This window comes from Neorhizobium sp. BT27B, assembly GCF_050455485.1.
Classification (GTDB): Bacteria; Pseudomonadota; Alphaproteobacteria; order Rhizobiales; family Rhizobiaceae; genus Neorhizobium.
Genome location: NZ_JBCIYT010000019.1, coordinates 41731 through 56329, shown reverse-complemented (window position 1 = coordinate 56329; position 14599 = coordinate 41731). Strand labels below are relative to the sequence as shown.

The following is a 14599-nucleotide window of genomic DNA, read 5'->3' as shown; positions in this document are numbered from 1 at the left end:
GGCCCCTTCGATTGAGATCTCAACAGCTCATCATGGCACATTTCGATGCCGTTAAGGGGCCGTCCACTCCAACATCAGGGGTGAGTAGCGGCCTGCACCGTGGCAGAGTGAGGTCGCTAGAAAACTCTCTGGAGGCCAATCATGCCGATAACAGCAGATCCAACTCAAGCACAGACCGCTACCCCCGTCGATCTTGGCGCAATTTTCGTCTCGTTGGAATTGAGTAAATCGATGTGGCTGGTGACAGCTCTGTCACCAAGCAGCGAGAAGATGTCCCGCCATTCCGTTACTGGAGGGGATATTGCCGGCTTGTTCGCATGCTTTGCAGCGCTTCGTCAGAAAGCCACTCGGCGAACGAACATACTTTACCCACTGGTAGTGATCCAAGAGGCCGGACTGGACGGCTTCTGGCTGGGACGAGTGCTCAGCAAGGAAGCTTGGATCGAGAGCCACATTGTAGAGGCCGCATCAATTGCCATGCCGCGCCGGCACCGCCGGGCGAAGACCGACCGCATCGACGGCGAAACACTGATCCGCGCATTGATGGCATGGAAACGTGGCGAGCCTCGCGCGTGCTCAATGGTCAAACTTCTCTCACCCGAGGAAGACGACAATCGACGGATTGGACGGGAGCGGAAAACTCTGATTGCGGAACGTGTCTTCCACGTCAACCGCATAAAGGGGCTGCTCTTCACGCAAGGAATTCGGGATTACCAACCTGTCAATCGAGATCGCCGCCAACGTCTGGAAGAACTTCGGACTGGCGATGGTCGGCCACTCTCAAAGCATTTGAAAGGGGAAATCTGCAGAGAACTCGATCGTCTCGAATTGTTGCTCACACAAATCAAGTCTGTTGAGGCCGAGCGAGATGCCTTGATCGTTCAGGATACGCCGGAAACGCCGAAAGAGGCGACCGCGCTTTTAGGCATCAAAGGAATAGGCCCAGAGTTCGCTACGATAATTTACACGGAAGGCTTGTTCCGACACTTCGACAATCGGCGACAAATCGCATCCTATGCGGGCCTTGCGCCCTCTCCTTGGCAAAGCGGCAACGTCAATCGCGAACAAGGGGTCTCGAAAGCGGGAAATCCGCGATTGCGGGCAACGATGGTCGAACTCGCCTGGCTATGGCTGCGCCACCAACCGAGATCGACTTTAACGCTATGGTTTAAGGAACGCATCGCGCGGAACGCCGGACGCTTAAAGACGCCGATGATCGTTGCGCTCGCGCGTAAACTGCTAGTAGCTCTTTGGAAGTATGTGAGCTCCGGCGTCGTCATCGAAGGTGCAATCATGAAAACCGCCTGAAAGACAAGCTGCGAAACACAGTTCTAATCCTCAGGGCCTGATCAGCCCTGACGGATCCAGGTGGACGGACCGGGAATCCCTTTGGCCTTCAAACGCCGATCTTGAGTTTGGTCCCGTTCTCCTGAGCCCGTGCCCGTCGAAAGCGGGATAATGGTGCAGCCGCGTGAGAGCGGCGACCGGATGTGAGGTTGTATAGGCCCGAGAAACGGGCCGGTAGTTGCAATGGGCTCAGACCGTGGATCCGCCTGCGAAGGAGAAATTCGATGCCACTCGAATGAACAATTGACAAAAATCCTGATGTGAAGGGATACGAACCGGCGACCCGTCATTTCTCATCTGCGGATTAATTTGGGTTCCACCGAACAGGACTTCCAAGGACACAACCCCGCCCCTTAGAGCAAATGCGATCCGAGAGACTACCCAATCGTTCATTGCAGTATGCAGATCATCAAGATCTGCCGCCTTGGGTATTGAAACTCCGGTCGGCAAAATCCTGCGGTGACGAGATAGGCGAGGGTTGGGGGAGGAGGCCTAAACGTCATCCAAATGGGCCACAACCATAGCCGCATTTCGCTGATCCGCTCTGATAGTTTCGCTCATGTCGTTTAGCAGCTGTGTAAGTCGGTCCAGCCCGACGCATTTTTAACTGACTTTCAAACATGCGCGATAACATTGCGTCCGCAGACCCGATATGACGTCCAATCGCATGCCGGCTCAATCTCCACCGGCAACGCCAGCATCAACGGCAAACCGCCTGGTCCGCACGTGAATGATGCCCCACGATGTTGACAGTCGCTCTCTATCTGTCTGTTGACCAGAGAAGTTTCAACGCAGCGAGCTCACAAGGATCGCAGCGGCCTGATTGGCCGCAGAAAGCGCTGCCTTCATACCCTCCCCTCGCAGCAATTGCGCCGCCAATACGCCGATAAACTCATCACCTGCGCCATGCGTGCTGACGAGCTTGATCTTGATCGCCGGGATCGTCGCCTCTTCGCCGTCGCGCGTCGCATAGGCAACGCCCGCACCGCCAGCCGTCACGACAGCCACCGGGAATGATTTTGCAAGAACGCGTGCTGCCGCAATCGCATCGTTGAGCGTATCGACCTCGGCACCACCGGCAAGCGCTTCCGCCTCGACGGCATTGACGACCAGAACGTCGATCAACCCTGCCAGTTCAGGCGAAAGAGCTCTCACCGGTGCGGCATTCAGAACAACCTTGCCCCCTGCCCTCTTCATCGCTGAAGCCGCAAGCACATTTGCCGGATCCGGCACTTCGTTTTGCAGGACGAGGATATTGCCCGCCTGAAACAGCGATGCCGCCTGCTGCACATCTGTTTGCCCGAGCTGAAGATTGCTGCCCGAGACGATAACTGCGCCATAATCGCCTTCGGCATCGAAAATTGCCACGCTCATGCCGGAAGCGGCGCCTTCGATCACCCTGACATGATCCAGTTCGACCGCGTTTGCGGCAAGATTGGCGGTCAGCGTGCCGCCAAAATCATCGTCACCCACGGCACCGATCATCGCAGACCGCACGCCGGCCTTCGCTGCAGACACCGCCTGGTTTCCACCCTTGCCGCCGCAGGCCGGGTTCCACGCCGAACCGGTCACCGTTTCGCCCTTTCGCGGGCGCGCCGGGCCTTTGACGATGATGTCGTAATGCAGGCTGCCGAAGACGACGACGGCGGGGGTGGATGCAGTCATAGGAATTTGTCTTTCCGTTTGGAGGCGACGGCCGCCATGGTCTTTTCGAGATGGTTTTCGGCGGCGGTGTAATCGCGCTGCGCAACAGCCACGAATACCGCGTCGAGAATATTGAGCTGGGCGATGCGGGCGGCCGCATTCTCGCCCATCAGCGGCGAACCCTGCGCTGTCGAACAGAGAACGACATCGGCATGCTGTGCCAGCGGAGATTCATTGTAATTGGTGATCGCAATCGTGCGGGCACCGTTGCGTCTGGCAGTCTGCATTGCCTCGATAACCGCCATCGTATTGCCGGAATGCGAGAACCCGACGGCAATATCGTCATTACCAAGCAAGGAGGCGGACATCAGCATCATGTGCGAATCGTCGTAGACGCTGGCGCGTACGCCGATCCTCAGAAATTTGTGGGCCGCGTCGCGGGCGATCTGCGCCGAACCGCCGACACCGTAGAAATCGCGCTGACGCGCACCATGGATCAGGTCGGCAGCACGATCGAACGCTTTGACATCCATGATCGACAGGGTTTCTTCCAGCGCCTGGATCGAAGTCCGGAACACTTTCTGTATGATTTCCTGCGACGTGTCCTCGATGGACAGTTCCTGGTGCATTTCCGCCGTCGGCAACCGGTTATACTGGGAAACCGCATTGCGGAATTCGCGATAGCCCGCGAATCCCAGTTTCTTGGTGATCTTCACGACCATGGCTTCCGAGACGCCGGCATCGGTTGCGATTTCCTTCAGCGACGTGTCGTCATTGAAGCTGCGCAGTGCAAAGACGGTCTCGACCACCCTTGCTTCCAGCGGCGTCAGCAGCGGCAGGCGCATGCGAATGCGCGGGCCGACTGCCTTCGGATCCATGTTGTCGGAATTCATCCCCGTCCCCTTGTCGCGCGATCAATCATCATTGCGACAAGAATTATAAGGCCGGTTGCGAGAAGTTGATAGAAAGCCTGAACGTTCATCAACGTCAAACCGTTGCGCATGGCACCCAGAATGATGGCGCCGAGGATGGTGCCGACGATCGATCCCTTGCCGCCCATCAGCGACGCACCACCGATGGCGGCAGCTGCAATCGCATCGAGTTCCCACAGATTGCCGAGGATAGGCTCTGCCGCACCGAGGCGACCGATCAGGATGAAGGATGCAAGCGCCGCCAGAACACCGGAGATCACATAGGCAGTGATCTTGGTGAGCGCGATAGGCACACCGGCCACATAGGAGGCTTCTTCATTGCCGCCGACGGCGAGCAGATATTCACCAATCGGCGTCTTCTTGAGCAGGACCCAGGCTCCGAAGGCTACAACCGCAACGATGATGACCGAGTTCGGAATGCCGGCAACATTGCCATTGAACAATGACCGGAAGCTCTGCGGCACACCGAGAACCGGATTGCCACCCGTATAGATCAACGCGATGGCGCGGTAAGTGCTGAGCGTTCCGAGCGTGACGATGAACGGCTGAAGGCCGACATAGGCGACCAGCACGCCGTTGACGAGACCGCAGAAGGCACCAATGCCGAGACCGGCAAGAAGCGCCACCGGCACGGGCACGCCCGTCACCAGAAGAGCAGCCGTCAGCACGGCGGAAATCGCAGCCGTCGGGCCGACCGAGAGGTCGATACCACCGGAAATGATGACCAGCGTCATGCCGAGCGCGATGCAGGCATTGATGCTCGACTGCTGCAGGATGTTGATGAGGTTGCGCTCGGACAGGAAGCCCGGCACCAGCGCCGCAAACACGGCCATGATGATGATCAGGCCGATGAGCGTACCGGCATCACGCAGCGAGAACGAGCTGAAAAGTTTCGAGGAACGCTTGGGCGTTTCGGCGGCGATATCAGACATGGGTGTGCTCCTGCGTCGAGGAATGGGTATTTGGCTCGGCATCGCCGACGGCGTGCGAGACGATGGCCTGTTCCGTCAGCTCGTGTCGTTCCAGCTGGGCGGCGATGCGGCCGTTGCGCATGACGATGACCCGGTCCGACAGCCGGATAACCTCGGGAAGTTCCGAGGAGACGACGATGACGGACTTGCCTTCGGCGGCGAGGTTTTCGATCAGATGATAGATTTCGGACTTGGCACCGACATCGATGCCGCGTGTCGGTTCGTCGAACAAGAGGATTTCAGATCCGGCGGCCAGCCAACGGGCGATGATCGCCTTCTGCTGGTTGCCACCGCTGAACAGCTTGATCGGACGATCGATCTGGAACGGCCGCAGGTTGACCCGCTTCAGCAATGTTTCGGCAGTATTGTTAACCGTCGAATGGCGAACGACGCCGACCTTTACGAATTTCCGCAAGGACGGCAGCGCCATGTTCAGCGACACCGGGCGCATGGGAATGATGCCCTCGCGCTTGCGCTCTTCCGGCAACAGACCGATCCCGGCAGAGATGGCGGAGCGCGGGTTTGTCAGCTTCAGCGCACGGCCGTCGATGCTGATCTCGCCGGATCCGATCTTGTCGACGCCGGCCAGAAGACGCAGAAGCTCGGTACGGCCGGAGCCGACCAGGCCGGCAATGCCGACGACTTCGCCGCGTCTTACTGTGAAGGAGACGTCGCGGACATGCGTGACCGCGGAGGAAAGGCCCCGCACTTCAACGCGAACGTCATCCTTCACAAACGAATTGTGTTCTTCCTGCATCAGCTCGCGGCCGACCATCATCGCGATCACGTCCGACTGTGCGGCGGTGCGCAGGTCAACCGTGCCGACCACGTTGCCGTCACGCATGACGGTGCCCTGGTGGCAGATGCGGAAAACCTCATCCATCTTGTGCGAGACATAGATGATCGCCACGCCGGAGGCCGCCATCTTCTCGATGATGACCGCGAGGCTCTCGAATTCGGCCGGCGTCAGGCTGGACGTCGGTTCGTCCATTGCGACGATCTTGGCGTTTTCCAGCAGGGCGCGGGCGATCTCGACGATCTGCCGCTGCGCCACCTTCAGGTTCTTGATCGGCGTCGAAGGGTCGATCGACGGGTCGATCATGGCAAGCGCTGCGGCCGCGCGCTTTTCCTGTTCGCGACGATTGACCAGCAAGCCGCCGGCAGTCTTCAACGGATGGCCGAGAAACATGTTCTGCGCGACAGTCAGATTGGGGATCTGCTGCAACTCCTGATGGATCATGGCGATGCCGGCGCGGCGGGCATCCTCGGGGCTCTTGAACGTGGCAAGCTTGCCATCGACGTAAAACTCGCCGCTGGTCTGGCGCGACACACCGGACAGAATGCGCAGCAGCGTCGATTTGCCGGCGCCGTTTTCGCCGAGAAGAGCGTGAACTTCACCGGGCTTTATGGAAAAGGTCGCGTCCGAAAGCGCCTTGACGCTTGGAAAGGTCTTGGTGATGCCCTCGAACTTGAGGCGAGCCGTTGTCGTCATCTCGGTGCTTTCATCAAAGGAGGGGAGCCGGCCTCGGGAGGACCGGCTCCTGTTGCGATTACTGCGCGGACGCAGCATCCTTCATCAGCACGGCGCGGACATCGACGCCGTCGCCCTTGTACTTGGCAAGGTTGTCCTTGGTGATCAGCGCCTGCGGCGTGGCGACGACACGTGCCACCTTCTGGCCTGCGACGAGACGAAGTGCCGTTTCCATCGCCACTTCACCAGTCAGGATCGGAAAACTGTCGACCGTACCGGTCAGTTCTCCGGCTTCGATCGACTTGTAGGCGTCGGAAATGCCATCCGTGCCGAACACGGCGACCTTGCCGAGCAGGCCCGCAGCCTTGACCGCCTCGATGACGCCGAGTGCCATGCCGTCATTGTTGCAATAGAAGCCGACGAGATCGGGGTTCTGCTGCAGAATGTTGGTGGCGGCATCGTAGGACTGCTGGCGATCCCAGTTACCCGGAACGCTGGCAACGACCTGGAACTTGGAGTTCTCGCCGATGGTGGACTTGAAGCCCGCCGTGCGCTGGACAGCGGCAAACACGCCGGCCTGGCCTTCGATGATGGCGACCTTGCCGCCTTCCGGACGGTTGTCGATGAACCATTTGGCAACACGCACACCGTTATCGCGCTGGACGTTGCCGACATAGTGCTCGGCCTGCGGCACGACGGCATCGTTGACGTTGACGACGGGGATGTTGGCTTCCTTGGCCTGCTCCATGACCGGCTGCAGGTTGGCATCGGTCTGCGGCGACACGAGAATGACGTTGAAGCCGGTGGTGACCATGCCTTCTGCAATCGTCAGCTGACCCAACTGATCGCCTTCGCTCTGCGCTGCCTGATAGGCAACGGTCGCGCCGGCCTTCTCACCGAACTTCTCGTAACCTTCGCCGAGCGAACGCCAGTATTCGTTGGTGAGCGTCTTGGAAACGCCACCGGCGCGCGTGCCTTCCGGAATTTTCGGAAACGCGCCGTACTTCGCTTCAAGCTGCGACCAGTCAACCCGGTCCTTTTCGGTATCCGAGTTGAGCGGTGCAAGCTCCTGCGCGAAGGCCGCGCTTGCCATCAGCGCCAGCGCCATGCCGGCAAACGCGGATTTCAGGTGTCTGTTCATAGTATCCTCCCAGGTGTGGTTGTTGGAATAGAAGATGTCTCTTGGAGCTCCCTCAAGCGACGTCGCCAAGCATTGCCTCCTGAATGATCGACTGCGCGGTGACGGCATCCTGACGGTCGATCGCGCTGCCGAGGCGGTTGTCGCCTTCGAGACGATCGACGACCTTGAGCATGCGCTTGACGGTCTGAATGTTGACTTCGCATTCATGAACCGGATCGAGGCCGGTCATGTCCGGGAAGGTGTCAAAATAGATCGCGCCATCGTAACCGTCGCGACGGATCTGGCGCAGCAGTTCGATGGTCTGGATCGAGTGCACCGCACCGACCATCAGGCCATCATCGCGCTTGGCATAACCGTCATTGAGGTGAACGCCGAGCAGACGGCTGTGGCGGGCGATCATGGCGGCGGCGAAAGCCGGCTGTTCGTCGGCATAAAGCACATGCGCGAAATCGAGCGTGACGCCGAGATTGGCACAGCCCGCTTCCTTGATGGCCAGAAGCGTGGTGGCGCAGTCCGGCATCAGACTGTAGGAGCGCGGCTCGTTGGGCTTGTATTCGATCGAGATCAGGCAGTCGGCGTCATGTTCGCAAACTTCACGAATTCCATCGATTTCGTGTTGCCACATGCGATCATAGTCAGCCTGGAAGGCATAATCGAAGCCGTCCTGACCGAGCCAGATGGTCATCAGGTTGGAACCGGCTTCGCGGGCTGCATCGATACCGGCCTTGGTCAGGTCGATCGCTTCACGGCGAACCGATTCGTCGGGATGGGTGAAGGCGCCGAGCTTGAAAGCCGGATTGGTGTAATAGCGCATGGCAAAACCGTTGATTGCCAGGCCCATATCTTCCAGCTTACGCTTCAGTTCTGCAGGCTTTTCACCGACGTGATCGGGATAATTGAGGTCCAGATCCGTCAAGCCATCGACCTTGGCGGCACGCGCCGCCATCTGCAGGACCGTCGGCTTGCCCTTCAGGTCCGGCCATTCGCCGGCAGGGTTCGAAGCGAAGGAGTTGAGGCGGGTGGCAAAACGGAGGTTCGACAATGTCTTCGGCCCTATCGAAAATGATCAGATGCCGCAACTTCACAAAATCATTCTCTCTTGTAAAGTAAAATAGTTATTGCAACGCACCATGGGCGAACAGGCCGCATCGCCCGGATACACCACTTGCCTTAAAATCAAGCAGTCTTCTGCGGCGTGGCGTGCCCACTCTCGGCTTTTTGCGGGTCATAGCTTGCCACTGTTTGTCTAAGTCACGAGAGCTATGCGTTGAGCTCATATTTTTGCGATATTGTCACTGAAAATTCCGCGCCTTAACCTTCAGCGTATCGATAGCCGAGATCGAGTTTCGCGCCTGGATGGCCGACGGCAAGCTGCGCCATGCGGCCTACAAAGGTTTGCGGGAGCGGCAGGACAATGCCGATGTTTCCAGCTCGACTAGCGGATCGCTGGCGATGCGCTAGATTTCCTCATCTGTCTGAGAGTCCGTCCGAGAATTCATGATGGTCGTGCGATGCGCCTTGTCAGCGTCATGATGGATGCAGCATAGAGAAATGCTTCGGCCGACTTTATCGTTGCCTCCGGGTCTTTCCACAGTCGTCGATTTCGGCTGATCCAGGCGAAGAAACGCTCGACGACCCAGCGCTTTGGATGAACGGCAAAGCCGACCCATCGGCCCGATCACTCAACTCAATTCTCGGACAGGCTCTGAGCGGAGGGATAGCCTGCAATGTGCGCTCTTTATCGGATGGAAGACAAGGACTGGGTCTCGAAGTGGGCCCAGGACGCCGAGAGCCTAATCAACCTCATGCCCGCCTACCAGATGAACCCCGATCAGATGGGGCCGATCGTTCGCAACACGGCCGACGGCAAAACGCAGCTGGTGCATGCGCGCTGGGGCCTTCCTTCCCCGATATTCGTGCAGAAGAAGGCCGCCGAGGCACGCGCGGGTAGCCTCCTGTAGCCGGGCAAGGGCATCCGACAGTTCGGTGCACTGAAGCAGCTGTTTGCGATCGGCGGGAACGGTGATATGTTCACTATCCGTTCCAACTATCGAGCCTCAACCTGGACCTTCCGGCAGCACCATGACAGACACGATCCCGGCAGAGACCTTCCGCAAAATCATCCATGTAGACATGGATGCGTTCTATGCGTCGGTCGAGCAGCGGGACAATCCGGAGCTGCGCGGCAGGCCGTTGGCCGTCGGCGGTGCTGCCGCCCGCGGCGTCGTGGCGGCCGCCAGCTATGAGGCCCGCAAATTCGGGGTCCATTCGGCTATGCCGTCGGTCACGGCGGCGCGTAAATGCCCGGATCTGATTTTTGTGAAGCCAAGGTTCGAAGTGTATCGTGCCGTTTCGCAGCAGATCCGCGAGATTTTTGCCGAATACACGCCTCTTATCGAGCCCTTGTCACTGGACGAGGCTTATCTCGACGTGACGGAAAACCTGAAGGGCATGCCGATCGCCACAGAGATCGCGCTGGAAATCCGCGCAAAGATCAAAGCGACGACCGGCCTCAACGCATCGGCCGGGATTTCCTATAACAAGTTCCTGGCCAAGATGGCGTCGGACCTCAACAAACCCAATGGCCAAGCCGTGATCACGCCGAAGAACGGCCCGGCTTTTGTCGGAGGCCTCGCCGTCAAGAAATTCCATGGTGTCGGGCCGGCCACCGCCGAGAAGATGCATCGGCTCGGTATCGAGACCGGCGCAGATCTCAAGGCGCAGTCTCTCACTTTCCTGACACAGAATTTCGGAAAGTCCGGTCCCTATTTCTACGGCATCGCCCGCGGCATCGATAATCGTCAGGTTCGGCCCGACCGCGTGCGAAAATCCGTTGGCGCCGAAGATACGTTCAGCCAAGATATCGACGATCTTGATCTGGCGACGAGCGAATTGAAGCCGTTGGCGGAGAAGGTCTGGAGCTATTGCGAGGGAAAAGGTTTCAGCGGCAAGACCGTCACCGTGAAGATCAAATATTCCGACTTCACCCAGGCGACGCGCAGCAAGACCACCGCCCTTCCCTTTGCCAACGGCAACGAGATTCTTGAAGCAGCAACAGGGCTTCTCGCGACCGTCTATCCGTTCAAGCTGTCGGTGCGGTTGCTTGGCGTGACCCTATCCTCGCTAACGAACGATCAGGGCGAAGATGGCGATGAGGATCAGTCGCAATTGGATTTCGGGATGTAGGTAGAAACGAAAAAGCCTGCGCAGGAGGAGTGCGCAGGCTTTTCGAAATCATTGGACACCGGCTGGGAGGAGGAGTGCCGCTGTCCATTCATGCTACCCTTGGGAGGAGGAGTGGGCCGCATGAAACCCGAAGCTCTGTGGGAGGAGGTACATCGCTTCGTTGGAGTTGTTATATACGATCCCTCACGCCGGGTCAGAGGCTGTGTCGCAGCCCAGCTATGCGCAATATGCAAATCCGAAAATTCATCTTCCTCATTTCGAACCGCTAGGCGCGGAAACGGTCAAAGGCGGTCAGATACTTGATGGGCGGATCTGCTTCCGGATATCGGTAGATTTCGGTGCGCAGATAGTGAAGCTCGTCGGCAAGATCGGGCTCGTCCACTTCGACCCACCATGATTTCGGCCGTCCTTCGCTTCCATCCGACCATCGGTATCCACGCGCCTTCAGGTGATCCTTCAGGTCGAATGGGCTGTTTTCGGCAAAGATGCGTACGCGTGATTTCAGACTGGCTCGGTAGAGTTCTGAAAACGCCGTCTCCGCGCCTTCGTTAGGTTTTCGATCCATAACCTCCAGCAAGGCGAAACAGTCATCGAGCGCTCTGTGGCCGTCATGGAAATAGCCGGCCTGACTGATGAGATATCCAAGCTTCGTTCCCTCGAAACCGCGCGCCGACCAGTCAATCTCCGCATTCGAGCAGGCCCAGGCCTTATCCGAGAATATCGGAGAAAACGCTTCACAGAACGGGCGGTCAAAGCTGGCATTGTGCGCGATCACGAGATCGGCGGGCGCGACAAGTTCGTTGACACGCTGCATATCAATCGCCTGACCGGTCACCATTTCGTCTGTGATGCCGGTCAGCTTGGTAATCTCGGGCGGGATGGATTTCTCGGGCTGCCGGAGACCACCATAGCTGCCCGTTATGTCGCCAACCGCACCGGCATGATCAAACGTGAAGGCGATCAGGCCTATCTCGATAATCTCTTCCTTGCGAGGGCTGAGCCCGGTTGTCTCGGTATCGAGGATGATGCCTCTCAATGGAAATTCGGGCCGGATTATTGCTGCGATCTCGCGTTGCTCAAGTTTTTGCAGAATGCGGAAGCGCCCGGTACCGGACAGATGTGCGACCATCTCCGCCTCGGTCATAGTCTTGCTTGTTGACTCTCGGACCGGTTGCCGGCGATCAGACGATGGCGACGCAGACAGATTGTCGGAAAACATATCGAACTGGGTGGGCAAATCTGACTGTCCTATCGCAGAGCACGCGAACGGCTACCACGATGATCGATTTCAGTCATGCAGTGACTGAGTCTTGAGCAGATTCGAACCGACGATCCATAGTTGGATCGCAATAAACTACCGAGGTTTTTGGCTTTTCATCTTCAACGCATTGATGTGCAAACGAGCGGGGCCGGCACTATGCCGGCCCCACAAAACTTTTCAGCGTCCAGACACGCGGATCGCGCCCGCGTCACCGAGGCTGCGTTGAACAGCCGCAATCTGGTCAGAAGCGATATCAGCCGAGACCTCGATTTCCCCTTCGAGCGGGGCGTCATTGCGTGATCCGCCCTCGTGCGACGCGTCGCCACCGGAAGGCTTGGAGCCTATTGTGTTTCGATCGGTCGCAGACTGGATGAAGATGTCTGGGCGCGAAACCCCGTGTTGCTGCACTAGATGCTCGACGGCAAGGTCTGCTGCTTCGCGCGTATCAAACGTAGCGCGGATGGTGGTGGTGCTATCGTCGGCCATGAGGCTGTCTCCTGTTTCAAGAGGTCACAACTACAAACGCAGGGAATTGCGGCTGGTTTCGTTGACCGACGATGATTGAAACAAACGGAACCTTACGCCTCAGCAAGTGTTCGTGGATGGAACCCAGGAGGACACCGATGACCCCGCCGAAATCCCCAGCAGTCGAGGCTCTTGAACAAGAACAAGCGCGGCTATCCCAAGGCACCGAATCCGAACTCGAGGCTAGTCTGAAAGGCTCATTCCCGGCCTCCGACCCGGTCTCGGCGACAACAACCTCCGTTCCAACCGGGATCGTGCCGTCTCTCCCAAAGGAGGTTAGCTTTGGCTCAGACGCGCCGCTCGTCGATAAGGCTCTGGCAGCGACGAGGGAGCCCGAGCAGACCGATGCGGCGACATTTGCATCTTCCCGCGAAGAGCTTGAAGCTCTGAAGGCGGAGGTGGCACGCCTGCGGGAGAGCGCCAGCGAGATCGGTTCGGCGGCAATGCGCGTCGCGAAGGCGCAAGCGTCTGATGTACTCGTTGACCTAAAGGAGCGCATCCGCGCCAAACCATTGCCGGCGGTTGGTATCGCCGCCGTCATCGGCTTCGTCTGCGGCATGAACCGTTGATGTGACCTCAAGAGCGCAGACCGCTCAAAGTGAACCAAAATGGAGGAAAAAATGGCCAACCCGGAAGACGATGCAAAAGGTCGATACGCGCCGTCCCAGGCGGATCCACATGCATCCGGCGTCCACAGCGCCAAGCCAACTGTAATAACTGGATCCGAGGACGTTACCGAGCGTAAGGTCCCGCTCGGTCAGAAAGGCCCCAATAAGGATTGGGACATAAATTTTGATCCCGCAGAAAGCAGTTCGGAAAAAACGCTAGGTTAACAACTAGATTCCGAAACGTTCGACGGAAGAGGACGCCACTGTGACCGACGACACTCCAGACCCGACCAGCGATGCTGCGCGCAGCGACCCCGCAGTCGCGGACAAAGATCGCGAGAAGCTAAAGAAAGCGGCGGAGGATGGGCTGCGTAACGCTGAGGGCAAATTACCCAAGGACGAAGTCTAGATCCCCGCGAACCGAAAGCGGCCGCTACTCGACAGACCGAATCCGGCTTGTCGCCCGTCGTCATAGAAGCTTGCAACGGCCAAAAACTGACTTTCGTACGACACCGTACCGTCGACACAGCGTCCGTATCACGACGGAACGACGTCTGCGAGATCACGTTATCGGCCCGCACACCGCAGGGCATCGACATGCCCGGCTTCCCGTAACTCAGGAGAACAATCATGGCAGAGAAGAAACTGGACGACCTGTTTCTCGATACGCTGAAGGACATTTACTTTGCGGAGAAGCAGATCCTGAAGGCATTGCCGAAAATGGCCCGCGCTTCGCAGTCCGAGGAAGGCAAGGCAGCTTTCCTGAAGCACAAAGAGCAGACGGAAGGCCAGATCGAGCGCCTCCAGCAGGTGTTCGAGCTGATCGGCAAGCCGGCGCGCGGCAAGACCTGTGAAGCCATCCAGGGCATCATTGCAGAGGCCGAAGAGATCATTGACGAGTTCAAGGGTTCGGTTGCGTTGGACGCCGGCCTGATTTCATCCGCGCAGGCCGTCGAACACTACGAGATTGCCCGCTACGGCACTCTGAAAAGCTGGGCGAAACAGCTTGGCCTGACCGAAGCCGTGGAACTGTTCGACACCACCTTGCAGGAGGAGCTCGAGACCGATCAGCTTTTGACCCAGCTCGGCGAAGCATCCGCGAACCCCAAGGGCTCGAAGAAAGCCGCGTAATGTAAATGGGGCCGCGCAGGAGAGCGCGGTCCCGCTACAAGCCACAAAGGGAGGAAGCATGGAATCCGAACGTGACGACTGGATTACCCGCCGGGCGTACGAGCTGTGGGAACAGGCCGGAAATCCGGATGGGCAGGAGCATCAGCATTGGACGCAAGCGAGCGCCGAGTGGGACGACAATAATGCGACGTCGCCCACGAGTTCCTGGGATGACGAAGCCGAATAAACGCTGTGAACGTCCCTAATGACGTCACCTGACATAAAATAGGCCCTTCGAGTTTTTAACTCGGAGGGCCTGTTTTATGTGACATTCCAAGAGCTTCCTGCTTACACACGACCAGGGCACCCAAATCCTTGATACAGAAAAGCCCGCCAAGGCGGG

Annotated in this window: 15 protein-coding genes and 2 pseudogenes; 8 read left to right on the top strand and 9 right to left on the bottom strand. The window is 58.3% G+C overall.

Annotated features, from left to right (window positions below):
- Positions 1 to 141: 141 nt before the first annotated feature.
- Positions 142 to 1308, top strand: a complete 1167-nt coding sequence (locus AAIH70_RS29370; protein ID WP_430037540.1) for an IS110 family transposase — start codon at positions 142 to 144, stop codon at positions 1306 to 1308.
- An 825-nt stretch (positions 1309 to 2133) separates the two neighbouring features.
- Here the strand turns inward: AAIH70_RS29370 and AAIH70_RS29365 are convergent.
- The 7 genes and pseudogenes from AAIH70_RS29365 to AAIH70_RS29335 all read right to left on the bottom strand — a co-directional run.
- Positions 2134 to 3012, bottom strand: a complete 879-nt coding sequence (locus tag AAIH70_RS29365) for a ribokinase (protein ID WP_132281089.1) — start codon at positions 3010 to 3012, stop codon at positions 2134 to 2136.
- On the bottom strand, positions 3009 to 3884 hold the full coding sequence (locus AAIH70_RS29360) for a MurR/RpiR family transcriptional regulator (protein WP_132281092.1): 876 nt from the start codon (positions 3882 to 3884) through the stop codon (positions 3009 to 3011). The genes AAIH70_RS29365 and AAIH70_RS29360 overlap by 4 nt, the downstream gene beginning before the upstream one ends.
- Positions 3881 to 4855 (bottom strand): ABC transporter permease, encoded by a 975-nt coding sequence (locus AAIH70_RS29355; RefSeq protein WP_148147922.1) that lies wholly within the window; start codon positions 4853 to 4855, stop codon positions 3881 to 3883. The genes AAIH70_RS29360 and AAIH70_RS29355 overlap by 4 nt, the downstream gene beginning before the upstream one ends.
- Positions 4848 to 6386, bottom strand: a complete 1539-nt coding sequence (locus tag AAIH70_RS29350; protein WP_132281098.1) for a sugar ABC transporter ATP-binding protein — start codon at positions 6384 to 6386, stop codon at positions 4848 to 4850. Before AAIH70_RS29350 ends, AAIH70_RS29355 begins: the two co-directional genes overlap by 8 nt.
- A gap of 58 nt (positions 6387 to 6444) precedes the next feature.
- Complete coding sequence (locus AAIH70_RS29345; protein WP_132281101.1) at positions 6445 to 7506, bottom strand: sugar ABC transporter substrate-binding protein; 1062 nt, start codon at positions 7504 to 7506, stop codon at positions 6445 to 6447.
- A gap of 52 nt (positions 7507 to 7558) precedes the next feature.
- Positions 7559 to 8548 (bottom strand): sugar phosphate isomerase/epimerase family protein, encoded by a 990-nt coding sequence (locus AAIH70_RS29340; RefSeq protein ID WP_132281105.1) that lies wholly within the window; start codon positions 8546 to 8548, stop codon positions 7559 to 7561.
- 453 nt (positions 8549 to 9001) lie between these two features.
- A pseudogene (locus AAIH70_RS29335) lies at positions 9002 to 9172 on the bottom strand (IS5/IS1182 family transposase); the annotation flags it as partial.
- A 61-nt stretch (positions 9173 to 9233) separates the two neighbouring features.
- Between AAIH70_RS29335 and AAIH70_RS29330 the strand changes: the two are divergent.
- Both AAIH70_RS29330 and dinB read left to right on the top strand, forming a co-directional pair.
- A pseudogene (locus AAIH70_RS29330) lies at positions 9234 to 9461 on the top strand (SOS response-associated peptidase); the annotation flags it as partial.
- A 127-nt stretch (positions 9462 to 9588) separates the two neighbouring features.
- Positions 9589 to 10692, top strand: coding sequence for a DNA polymerase IV (gene dinB, locus AAIH70_RS29325; RefSeq protein WP_132281108.1), 1104 nt, complete (start codon positions 9589 to 9591; stop codon positions 10690 to 10692).
- A gap of 265 nt (positions 10693 to 10957) precedes the next feature.
- Here the strand turns inward: dinB and AAIH70_RS29320 are convergent, their stop codons facing one another.
- Both AAIH70_RS29320 and AAIH70_RS29315 read right to left on the bottom strand, forming a co-directional pair.
- Entirely contained in the window at positions 10958 to 11929 is a 972-nt protein-coding gene (locus AAIH70_RS29320) for a 3'-5' exonuclease (protein ID WP_430037533.1), read from the bottom strand.
- Positions 11930 to 12130: 201 nt separating this feature from the next.
- Positions 12131 to 12439, bottom strand: coding sequence for a hypothetical protein (locus AAIH70_RS29315; protein WP_132281114.1), 309 nt, complete (start codon positions 12437 to 12439; stop codon positions 12131 to 12133).
- 137 nt (positions 12440 to 12576) lie between these two features.
- Between AAIH70_RS29315 and AAIH70_RS29310 the strand changes: the two genes are divergently transcribed.
- The 5 genes from AAIH70_RS29310 to AAIH70_RS29290 all read left to right on the top strand — a co-directional run bounded on the left by AAIH70_RS29310 (position 12577) and on the right by AAIH70_RS29290 (position 14443).
- On the top strand, positions 12577 to 13047 hold the full coding sequence (locus AAIH70_RS29310; RefSeq protein ID WP_430037530.1) for a hypothetical protein: 471 nt from the start codon (positions 12577 to 12579) through the stop codon (positions 13045 to 13047).
- A 51-nt stretch (positions 13048 to 13098) separates the two neighbouring features.
- Entirely contained in the window at positions 13099 to 13311 is a 213-nt protein-coding gene (locus AAIH70_RS29305; RefSeq protein ID WP_132281120.1) for a hypothetical protein, read from the top strand.
- A gap of 40 nt (positions 13312 to 13351) precedes the next feature.
- Positions 13352 to 13495, top strand: a complete 144-nt coding sequence (locus AAIH70_RS29300) for a hypothetical protein (RefSeq protein ID WP_165932170.1) — start codon at positions 13352 to 13354, stop codon at positions 13493 to 13495.
- Positions 13496 to 13713: 218 nt separating this feature from the next.
- On the top strand, positions 13714 to 14217 hold the full coding sequence (locus tag AAIH70_RS29295; RefSeq protein WP_132281123.1) for a ferritin-like domain-containing protein: 504 nt from the start codon (positions 13714 to 13716) through the stop codon (positions 14215 to 14217).
- 58 nt (positions 14218 to 14275) lie between these two features.
- Positions 14276 to 14443 carry a DUF2934 domain-containing protein gene (locus AAIH70_RS29290; RefSeq protein ID WP_132281126.1) on the top strand — a complete coding sequence of 56 codons (168 nt, stop codon included), beginning with the start codon at positions 14276 to 14278 and terminating at the stop codon, positions 14441 to 14443.
- The last annotated feature ends 156 nt before the right edge of the window (positions 14444 to 14599 follow it).

Excerpts from the sequence above, each read along its gene's own strand:
- AAIH70_RS29370 (WP_430037540.1), top strand. The coding sequence starts at position 142 with ATGCCGATAACAGCAGATCCAACTCAAGCACAGACCGCTACCCCCGTC.
- AAIH70_RS29365 (WP_132281089.1), bottom strand. The coding sequence starts at position 3,012 with ATGACTGCATCCACCCCCGCCGTCGTCGTCTTCGGCAGCCTGCATTAC.
- AAIH70_RS29360 (WP_132281092.1), bottom strand. The coding sequence starts at position 3,884 with ATGAATTCCGACAACATGGATCCGAAGGCAGTCGGCCCGCGCATTCGC.
- AAIH70_RS29355 (WP_148147922.1), bottom strand. The coding sequence starts at position 4,855 with ATGTCTGATATCGCCGCCGAAACGCCCAAGCGTTCCTCGAAACTTTTC.
- AAIH70_RS29350 (WP_132281098.1), bottom strand. The coding sequence starts at position 6,386 with ATGACGACAACGGCTCGCCTCAAGTTCGAGGGCATCACCAAGACCTTT.
- AAIH70_RS29345 (WP_132281101.1), bottom strand. The coding sequence starts at position 7,506 with ATGAACAGACACCTGAAATCCGCGTTTGCCGGCATGGCGCTGGCGCTG.
- dinB (WP_132281108.1), top strand. The coding sequence starts at position 9,589 with ATGACAGACACGATCCCGGCAGAGACCTTCCGCAAAATCATCCATGTA.
- AAIH70_RS29315 (WP_132281114.1), bottom strand. The coding sequence starts at position 12,439 with ATGGCCGACGATAGCACCACCACCATCCGCGCTACGTTTGATACGCGC.
- AAIH70_RS29310 (WP_430037530.1), top strand. The coding sequence starts at position 12,577 with ATGACCCCGCCGAAATCCCCAGCAGTCGAGGCTCTTGAACAAGAACAA.
- AAIH70_RS29305 (WP_132281120.1), top strand. The coding sequence starts at position 13,099 with ATGGCCAACCCGGAAGACGATGCAAAAGGTCGATACGCGCCGTCCCAG.
- AAIH70_RS29290 (WP_132281126.1), top strand. The coding sequence starts at position 14,276 with ATGGAATCCGAACGTGACGACTGGATTACCCGCCGGGCGTACGAGCTG.